This is a genomic window from Limnohabitans sp. 2KL-3 (assembly GCF_001269405.1).
Taxonomy (GTDB): domain Bacteria; phylum Pseudomonadota; class Gammaproteobacteria; order Burkholderiales; family Burkholderiaceae_C; genus Limnohabitans_A.
This window is the reverse complement of record NZ_CXON01000003.1, coordinates 488,836-497,089: the sequence shown is the minus strand read 5'-3', so window position 1 is coordinate 497,089 and position 8,254 is coordinate 488,836. Positions and strand designations below refer to the sequence as shown.

Annotated in this window: 8 protein-coding genes; 7 read left to right on the top strand and 1 reads right to left on the bottom strand. The window is 58.7% G+C overall.

All coding sequences use genetic code 11. From position 1 onward, the window contains the following. From AMM41_RS07065 to AMM41_RS07035, 7 genes are all read left to right on the top strand, one after another. On the top strand, positions 1-3,242 hold a 3,242-nt coding region (locus AMM41_RS07065), incomplete at its 5' end, for an FG-GAP repeat domain-containing protein (protein WP_194944643.1). 459 nt (positions 3,243-3,701) lie between these two features. After that, complete coding sequence (locus tag AMM41_RS07060; RefSeq protein ID WP_089955175.1) at positions 3,702-4,637, top strand: Rpn family recombination-promoting nuclease/putative transposase; 936 nt, start codon at positions 3,702-3,704, stop codon at positions 4,635-4,637. 50 nt (positions 4,638-4,687) lie between these two features. Next, positions 4,688-5,185, top strand: a complete 498-nt coding sequence (locus AMM41_RS07055) for a hypothetical protein (RefSeq protein WP_089955172.1) — start codon at positions 4,688-4,690, stop codon at positions 5,183-5,185. A gap of 245 nt (positions 5,186-5,430) precedes the next feature. Next, complete coding sequence (locus AMM41_RS07050) at positions 5,431-5,679, top strand: type II toxin-antitoxin system RelE/ParE family toxin (RefSeq protein ID WP_089955169.1); 249 nt, start codon at positions 5,431-5,433, stop codon at positions 5,677-5,679. Beyond that, complete coding sequence (locus tag AMM41_RS07045) at positions 5,676-6,008, top strand: helix-turn-helix domain-containing protein (RefSeq protein ID WP_089955166.1); 333 nt, start codon at positions 5,676-5,678, stop codon at positions 6,006-6,008. Before AMM41_RS07050 ends, AMM41_RS07045 begins: the two co-directional genes overlap by 4 nt. An 11-nt stretch (positions 6,009-6,019) precedes the next feature. Beyond that, a complete protein-coding gene (locus tag AMM41_RS22360) occupies positions 6,020-6,334 on the top strand; it encodes a BrnT family toxin (RefSeq protein WP_368664965.1) in 315 nt (104 codons plus the stop codon). Beyond that, a complete protein-coding gene (locus AMM41_RS07035) occupies positions 6,327-6,578 on the top strand; it encodes a BrnA antitoxin family protein (protein ID WP_089955161.1) in 252 nt (83 codons plus the stop codon). The genes AMM41_RS22360 and AMM41_RS07035 overlap by 8 nt, the downstream gene beginning before the upstream one ends. Positions 6,579-7,322: 744 nt before the next feature. On the opposite strand, the gene AMM41_RS07030 is transcribed toward AMM41_RS07035, so the two are convergent. Beyond that, entirely contained in the window at positions 7,323-8,159 is an 837-nt protein-coding gene (locus AMM41_RS07030) for a LytR/AlgR family response regulator transcription factor (RefSeq protein ID WP_089955158.1), read from the bottom strand. Positions 8,160-8,254: the final 95 nt, after the last annotated feature.

The following is an 8,254-nucleotide window of genomic DNA, read 5'->3' as shown; positions in this document are numbered from 1 at the left end:
CCAGCTTGGGTGACGTCAACGGGGACGGTCTGTCGGACCTCTTGCTTGGTGACGCATCGGCTCCTAGCGTCGGTAAAGCGGCTTTTGTGATCTATGGCAACGCCACCGGTACAGGGTTGGACTTCAACAGCGGCATCTTGGCAGCCTCTCAGGGCTTCAAGATCACAGACGACGGTTTGGGTTACACCTTTGGCGCGACAGCATCGGGCGCTGGTGACTTCAACGGCGATGGCTTGAGCGACCTGATCGTTGGCGATTATTCACGTGACAGCAGCAAGGGTGCCTATTACCTGGTCATGAGCAGCCCACAAACACTGAGCAATGCCGTCAGCTTGACTGGTACGTCGGCTGGCGAGACGGTGCTGGGCACGATCAATGCCGACACCCTCATCGGCAACGGTGGCGTGGACCGTTTCTATGCGGGCCGTGGCAACGACACGATGGTGTTGCAAGCGTCTGACGCGAGCAACTTGTCGACCAACACTGGCGCTACGCGAACCTTGGTGGATGGCGGTGAAGGCTTCGACACGATCCGCTTGAGCGCAGGCATGACGCTGGACCTGACGGCCGTGACCAATGCAGGCGCGATGGGTCTGGAAGAAAACAGCCGAATCGAAAGTATCGAACGCATCGACATGGCCACCGACATCAGCGCCAACACGCTGACCCTCTCGGCCAAAGATGTCAACGACATGGCGGGCTTCAATGCCATCCGCACCAGCACCACCAGCGACGACGGCAAGACCTGGACCAACGTGACGGGCACCGCCCTGAGCGCCACCACCAAGTTCCACCAAGTGGTGGTGGACGGCACCAGCGCGGACAAGCTGACGCTGGAAGTGGGCAATGGTTACTGGGCCAACGTGGGTGAAGTCAGCAATGGCACCACCAACTACTTTGTGTTCCAGAACACCGACACCAATTCACAAGTGATTGTGGACAAGAGCGTGGTGGTGGACAACAAGGATTCGTCACCAGCAGGTTCGTCGGTGATTGATCTGGGTGCCAGCGGCAAGTTGATCAAACCTGTGCAGGTGGAAGGCAAGTGGTATTACTACTGGGATCGTTCGGGGGATGGCACGAGTGCTGATGTGGGTAGCTTGAACGGCGGTGCGGACAGCGCCACACATGATTCTTTGGATGCGATTTTTAATCAAGACATTAACGGTGTGGTAAATCCAAACGCTGGAACAGGTACCAATGACGTGTACCGTTACGCAACCATCAATGGCGTGCAGGTATCTGTGCCAACAATCAATGGCAACATAACCTCTTATGCCACTGGCGGATTGCAAAATGGCCAAACAGCCGCCACAGGCGGAGGGGCTACGAACAACTCTGTTTATGATGAATTGTTGGCGGTTTGGGATAACGCTCCAATAAATTCAGGAAACAATGCCGTACCTGCTGGATGGCGTGGTGGTCTTTATATGGCTGCAACATCAACCAGTGCAACGACGCACGTAGGTATGGGTACTGATGGTTCGACTTCCAGTTTGGTTGACACAAATCCTTGGTTAACTGCTTTACAGGTTGTTGGGTCCAACGCAGCCCCAGTCTTGGACGCTGCCCAATCGCCCACATTGACCAGCGTTTCGGCAGCTGCAGCAGCACCAGTCAACGGCAACACCACCGCCGGTGACTTGGTCAGCTCACTGGTCGGCGGCATCACCGATGCCGATGGCGCGGGTGTGGCCAAAGGCATTGCGATCACGGGTGTCCGTGCCGGTGCCACGCTGTACTACACAGTCGACGGCGGCACCACTTGGCTCACGGCCACAGGTGTGAGCGAGACCAACGCTTTGCTCTTGGCCGCTGACAGCAACACCCGTGTGTTCTACAAAACCACCACGGCCGGTACGGTGACAGACGCCTTTACTTTCCGCGCATGGGACGTGACGGCCAACATCACCGAAGGCGTGTACACCGACACCACGCCACGCGGCGGCAAGGCGCAGTTCAGCCTGACCTCTGACACCGTGGGCGTTGCTGTGACAGCACCTGTGGTGTTGGACCTGAACCGCGACGGCATGTTGAGCTACGGCCAGGTGACGATGGATGTCAACGGCGACGGTCTGATGGACCTGACCCGTTGGGCCGGTGCCCAAGACGGCGTGTTGGTGTGGGACAAGTTTGCAGACGGTTTGGTGTACAACAACAGCCAGTATGCGTTTGGCCAATACGCCACAACGTACCGCATGGATGCCTTGGGCTTCGCCCGCACGGCAACCGATCTGGAAGGCTTGGCCGATGCCTTTGATACCAACCAAGACGGCAAGTTCAACGCCGCCGACGCAAAGTTTGCGCAGTTCTCGGTCTGGCAAGACGCCAACCAAGACGGCATCAGCGGAGTCGGCGAAGTGCGCAGCTTGGCGGATCTGGGTGTGACCGAGATCAACCTGGTCAGCGACGGCGTGGTGCGCACGCCTGAAGATGGCGTGTTCGAAGCCGGTCAGTCGACGGCGACTTTGGCCGACGGCACCAGCATGCTGATTGCCGACGTTGCCTTTGCTTATGCAACGGCCTCGTCCTTGTCGAGCGCCAAGTTGGCAGCAGACACTTCGGTTGCAGGCGATGCCACGTCGGCAGAGTCCACCACAGCAGAACTGCTGCCCGCCGACATCGTGACCGAGTTCAACAACAAGCCGTACATGCTGAGCGACGAAGAGCTGGCTGCACTGAACCCGCTGGGCCAGACCGCGCAAGCTGAAGACGCCAATGTGATCGAAGTGACCCTCAACGAAGCCCAACTCATCGATGAGGCGTTCTTTGTGGGTGCGCGTCCTCTGGTCGAGCCAGCGCTGGTTGAAGCCACCAACGTGGACATCACCCCCGAAGACGTGGCCGCCGCCATTGCTGTGTGCACGGGCGCTGCCGAGTCGAGCACCTACTCGCTCAGCTTCGGCCAGAGCCTGGACCTGACCACCGTGCTCAAGGACATGAGCTTCAACGGCATCGTCAAGGGCTTGGAGCAAGTGGACATGGCCACCGACACGAGTGCCAACAAGGTGTCGTTGACCTTGGCCGATGTGTTGAGCCTGCCGCCCACCAACGGTGTGTACCAACTGGTGTTGTCTGGCGCTGCCAACGACAAGGTGATGCTGACCGAAGGCGAGTGGACCGACACCGGAACCGTGGTCAACCAAAACGGCCAAAACTACGCGGTCTACAGCGGCACCACCGACCCGTCAGCGCAACTGCTGATTGACCAGCACATGCTGCAGTCTCACCAGACCAGCTAAACCAAAAAGGGCCGCCACAAGCGGCCCTTTTTTGTTACATGCACGTCCTTCTTTGTAGGAGCGACGCCCCCGTCGCGATCACCCTCGCAGACCACCAAGAATCGCCCCGGGGGCGGGGCTCCTACAAGATGCAGGGTTGCTTGTAGGAGCGACGCCCCCGTCGCGATCACCCTCGCAGACCACCAAGAATCGCCCCGAGGGCGGGGCTCCTACAAAATGCAGGGTTGCTTGTAGGAGCGACGCCCCCGTCGCGATCACCCTCGCAGACCACCAAGAATCGCCCCGAGGGCGGGGCTCCTACAAAATGCAGCTTGCCTCCTGTAGGAGCGACGCCCCCGTCGCGATGAAGCCTTGCAGACCACCACCCATCGCCCCGAGGGCGGGTCTCTTGCAAAATGCAGGCAAACCCCGCGACTGCCGCCCTAAAATGTCAGAGTTGCCCTAACCTCACACACCATCATGCCCACCCGCTACCTCGACCCCAAAGTGGACCTCGCCTTCAAACGCGTGTTTGGTGAGCATGAGCACCTGTTGCGCAGTTTTTTGAATGCTTTGCTGCCACTGCCCGACGATGGCCAGATTGAAAGCCTGGAGTACCTCACGCCCGAACAAGTGCCCGAGCTGCCGGGTTTGTTCAAAAACTCTATTGTTGATGTGAAGTGCAAAGATGCCCGGGGGCGCACTTTCATTGTGGAGATGCAAATGCTGTGGAGCACCAGTTTTGAGCAGCGCATTTTGTTTTCTGCCAGCCAGGCTTATGTGAAGCAGCTGCACGCGGGTCAGAACTACGCCAGCTTGCAGCCGGTGTACGCCTTGGCTCTGACCAGCCAGGTGTTTGACCGTAAAACACCGGAGTATTACCACCACTACCAGATTGTTCGCCAGCATGAGCCAAGGCGGGTGTTAGACGGGCTGGAGTTTGTGTTCATCGAGCTGCCCAAGTTTGCCCCCCAAAGCCGCACCGATAAGCGGATGCAGGTCAAGTGGCTGCGTTTCATGAGCGAAGTGGGAGAGACCTCGGGCAGCAAACCCGATCCAGACGCCAGCTGGCGCGAAGATCCCGACATCGCCCAGGCCCTGGAATTGGTGGAGGCAGCGGCGTTTACCGAGCAAGAGCTGGAGGCGTACCACATCCAGATTGACAAGGCGCGCATTGAGTCAACGGTGCTGGAGGATGCGCGGGCAGAGGGCAAAGCAGAGGGTGAAGCCTTGGGTATTGCAAGGGGCAAGGCAGAAGGCGAAGCCTTGGGTATTACAAAGGGCAAAGCAGAGGGCAAAGCAGAGGGCAAAGCCGAGATTGTCCGGACCATGCACGCCAGTGGTATGGGTGTAGCGCAAATCAGCCAGTTCTCTGGTTTGAGCGTGCAACAAGTTGCCGAAATCTTGGCCTTGTGATGACCTCACCACGCCACTGACTTACATCACCCCAACAACGAACACAGCCCATGCCCACCGGTTTCTCTGAACAGCTTGCATCGCCGGGCTTGACAGAGACGGGCGTTGCCGCAGCGATCAACGCGATCTCTGAGGTGTCCAGCGAATTGCCACCCGCACCCGAGGTCTGCCTTCCCGCTGCCGAATCGAGCACCTACTCGCTCAGCAACGGCCAGAGCCTGGACCTGACCACGGTGCTCAAGGACATGAGCTTCAACGGCATCGTCAAGGGTCTGGAGCAAGTGGACATGGCCACCGACACCGCCGCCAACGTGGTGTCCCTGAGCCTGGCCGACGTGCTGAGCATGCCGCCCACCGACGGTGTATACAAGCTGGTGTTGTCTGGCGCCGCCAACGACAAGGTCATGCTGACCGAAGGCGAGTGGACCGACACCGGCAACGTGGTCAACCAAAACGGCAGCAACTACGCCGTCTACACCGGCACCACCGACCCGTCAGCGCAACTGCTGATTGACCAGCACATGCTGCAGTCTCACCAGACCAGCTAAACGAAAAAGGGCCGCCACAAGCGGCCCTTTTTTTGTTGTGTGGGAGCCCACCCTGTGGGCGATTGCCTTCATTGCCTTTGTGGGAGCCCACCCTGTGGGCGATGGTTTTGTTGTGGGAGCCCACCCCGTGGGCGATTGGCATGCCATGGCGGTATGCATGAAATCGCCCACAGGGGTGGGCTCCTACAAACAAGTGTGTATAAATTTTGATACACTGAGGAGGCTTTGGAGAGGCTGGACGGCAGTTGAGCCAAGTTCAGGTTGGGTTAGATCCTGATGATTGGAAACCTTTTGACGTGGTGGGTGCGGGCACAAAAGAGATTCGCATCAGCTTGAACGACGGTTGGTTTCGTGTGATGTATGTCGCAAAATTTCCGGAGGCAGTTTATGTGTTGCACTGCTTTAAGAAAAAGACAAGCACGACGAGCAAGCAAGACAAAGAGATTACTGCCGCACGCTATAAAGCGGTGGTTCAGGAACGGAGTAAAAAATGAAAAGCAATACCAAATCAATGCACAAAACACCAGTTGGCGGTAATGTATTTGCCGACTTGGGTTTTGATGCCCAAGAAGCAGCTTTGTTGAAAGCCGAGTCGAACCGTGTGATTTCGGAAAAGCTGGCCATTAAAGAATCGTTGATGAGCGAGCTGGCGGTGTGGATGAATGAGCAGCATTTAAAACAATCCGATGCCGCGCAAATTTTGGGTGTGACGCGTCCTCGCGTGTCAGATGTGATGAATAAGAAAACCGTGAAGTTTACGATTGACGCGTTGGTCGATATGCTGGCGCGAACTGGCAAGCGTGTGCAGTTGTCGGTTAGTTGAACAATTGACTCATCGAAATTTTTGGCATCAAAGCCAGCGTCCTCTTTGCCAATGAAGCCCGCTACCTTGTCGAATTTCGTTCGGTTTGCAGCAGATGTTTCAAAAAGCATGGGGTCAGTTTTGCGCACGCAGAGCAAGCTTTGCGCGACGAATATGGCTTGACGATGGATGATCCAGACGCTCAAGGTGAGCAGCGATTTTTGACTTTGGGTATGGATGCTTTAGGCCGTGTGCTCGTGGTGTGCCACACCCAACGCGATGAACGAAGGCGTTTGATTTCTGCTCGAAAAGCAAGTCCCAATGAGGCAAGGAATTACCATGCGTAAAGAATATGATTTCAAGGCGGCAAAGCGAGGCGCTGTGTTGCCTTCAACTGGCAAAACACGCATCACGATCATGCTGGACGATGACGTGATTGAGGCGTTTCGAGCCAAAGCCGAAGCCTCTGGTCGCGGCTATCAAACCCTCATCAACGATGCGCTGCGCAACGCCATCGACCCAGAGGCAGCCCCAGTTTCTCTTCGTGCCTTGCGCACCTTGCTTGACGAACGCTTTGCGCTAGCGGCTTAACGGAAGTCTTTGCACAAGCCCACCCCGTGGGCCATGGTTCCTAGGCAGGGCGCAAACCCAGACATTTTTTGTAGGAGCGACGCCCCCGTCGCGATCACCCTCGCAAACCACCAAGAATCGCCCCGAGGGCGGGGCTCCCACAAAATGCAGGGTTGCTAGTAGGAGCGACGCCCTCGTCGCGAAAAGCCTCGCAGACCACTAAGAATCGCCCCGAGGGCGGGGCTCCTACAAAATGCAGGGTTGCTAGTAGGAGCGACGCCCCCGTCGCGATCACCCTTGCAGACCACCAAGAATCGCCCCGAGGGCGGGGCTCCTACAAAATGCGGGGTTGCTAGTAGGAGCGACGCCCTCGTCGCGTTCACCCTCGCAGACCACCCAGAATCGCCCCGAGGGCGGGGCTCCTACAAAATGCGGGGCTGCTTGTAGGAGCGACGCCCTCGTCGCGATCACCCTCGCAGACCACCAAGAATCGCCCCGAGGGCGGGGCTCCTACAAAATGCGGGGCTGCTAGTAGGAGCGACGCCCTCGTCGCGATCACCCTCGCAAACCACCAAGAATCGCCCCGAGGGCGGGGCTCCCACAAAATGCGGGGTTGCTAGTAGGAGCGACGCCCTCGTCGCGATCACCCTCGCAGACCACCAAGAATCGCCCCGAGGGCGGGGCTCCTACAAAATGCAGATTGCCTCCTGTTGGGGCAACGCCCTCGTCGCGATGAATCCCGGCAGGCTTTGCGTTTTGGCACGTTCACATGGCTTTGAACAAATGCGCGTACAGGCGGCTCACGGCCAGAGTGTCGCCATGGCCTTTGAGGCGCAGGCTCAAGCGGCCCGTGTCGTCGCGGGTGACGCTGTCGATGGCGCTGGCGCGCACCACAGAGCCCCGGTGGATTTGCCAGAACACTTGCGAGTCGAGCCGCTGCATGAGTTCTTTGAGCGGGGTGCGCAGCAACACTTCGCTGCCGTCCAGCGTGAACACGCGCACGTATTTGTCGGCGGCTTCGAGGCGCAGCACCTCTGCCACGGGCACCATGCGCAGTGCTTTGCCCACGCTCGCTTGCAGCAGTTGCAGCGGGGGCAAGGTGGCCTCGGGGTGCTGGGGGTGGTTGGTTTCGGTGCGCAAGTTAAGCAAGGCGCGCAGTTGGGCCAGCACCGGGTCTTGTTGCAGGTTGGGTGTGGGGGTGTGTTGGGCACGTTGCTGCAGGGCGTTTTGCAGCCGCGTCACGGTTTGCCGCAGTCGCTCTGCCCGCACGGGTTTGAGCACGTAGTCCACGGCCTGGGCCTCAAAGGCCTGGATGGCGTATTGGTCGTAGGCGGTCACAAACACCAGCAGCGGAAAGGGCGTGCCGCTGGGCCATTCTTCGGCCAGTTCGGCGGCGGCTTCCAGCCCGCTTTGGCCAGGCATGCGGATGTCAAAAAACAGCACGTCGGGTCGGTGTTGCAGCGCCAGCTGCACGGCGCTCAGGCCGTCGCCTGCGGTGGCCGCGATGTGGATGTCGGGCCACAAGGCGCGCAATTCGTTCGCCAGGGTTTGCGTCAGCAGCGGCTCGTCTTCGGCGATCAGGGCGGTAGCGGGGGTACTCATGGGGTGGGTGTTTCTGAGGTTTTGTAGGTCGGTGGCTTTAGCCCCGACATGTTGGCGGGTGCGCTGCGTCGGGGCTTAAGCCGCCGACCTACGGG

What these genes read in the sequence shown, in the direction of transcription:
- AMM41_RS07060 (WP_089955175.1), top strand. Translation starts at nt 3,702, where the DNA reads ATGCCCACCCGCTACCTCGACCCCAAAGTGGACCTCGCCTTCAAACGC.
- AMM41_RS07055 (WP_089955172.1), top strand. Translation starts at nt 4,688, where the DNA reads ATGCCCACCGGTTTCTCTGAACAGCTTGCATCGCCGGGCTTGACAGAG.
- AMM41_RS07045 (WP_089955166.1), top strand. Translation starts at nt 5,676, where the DNA reads ATGAAAAGCAATACCAAATCAATGCACAAAACACCAGTTGGCGGTAAT.
- AMM41_RS07035 (WP_089955161.1), top strand. Translation starts at nt 6,327, where the DNA reads ATGCGTAAAGAATATGATTTCAAGGCGGCAAAGCGAGGCGCTGTGTTG.
- AMM41_RS07030 (WP_089955158.1), bottom strand. Translation starts at nt 8,159, where the DNA reads ATGAGTACCCCCGCTACCGCCCTGATCGCCGAAGACGAGCCGCTGCTG.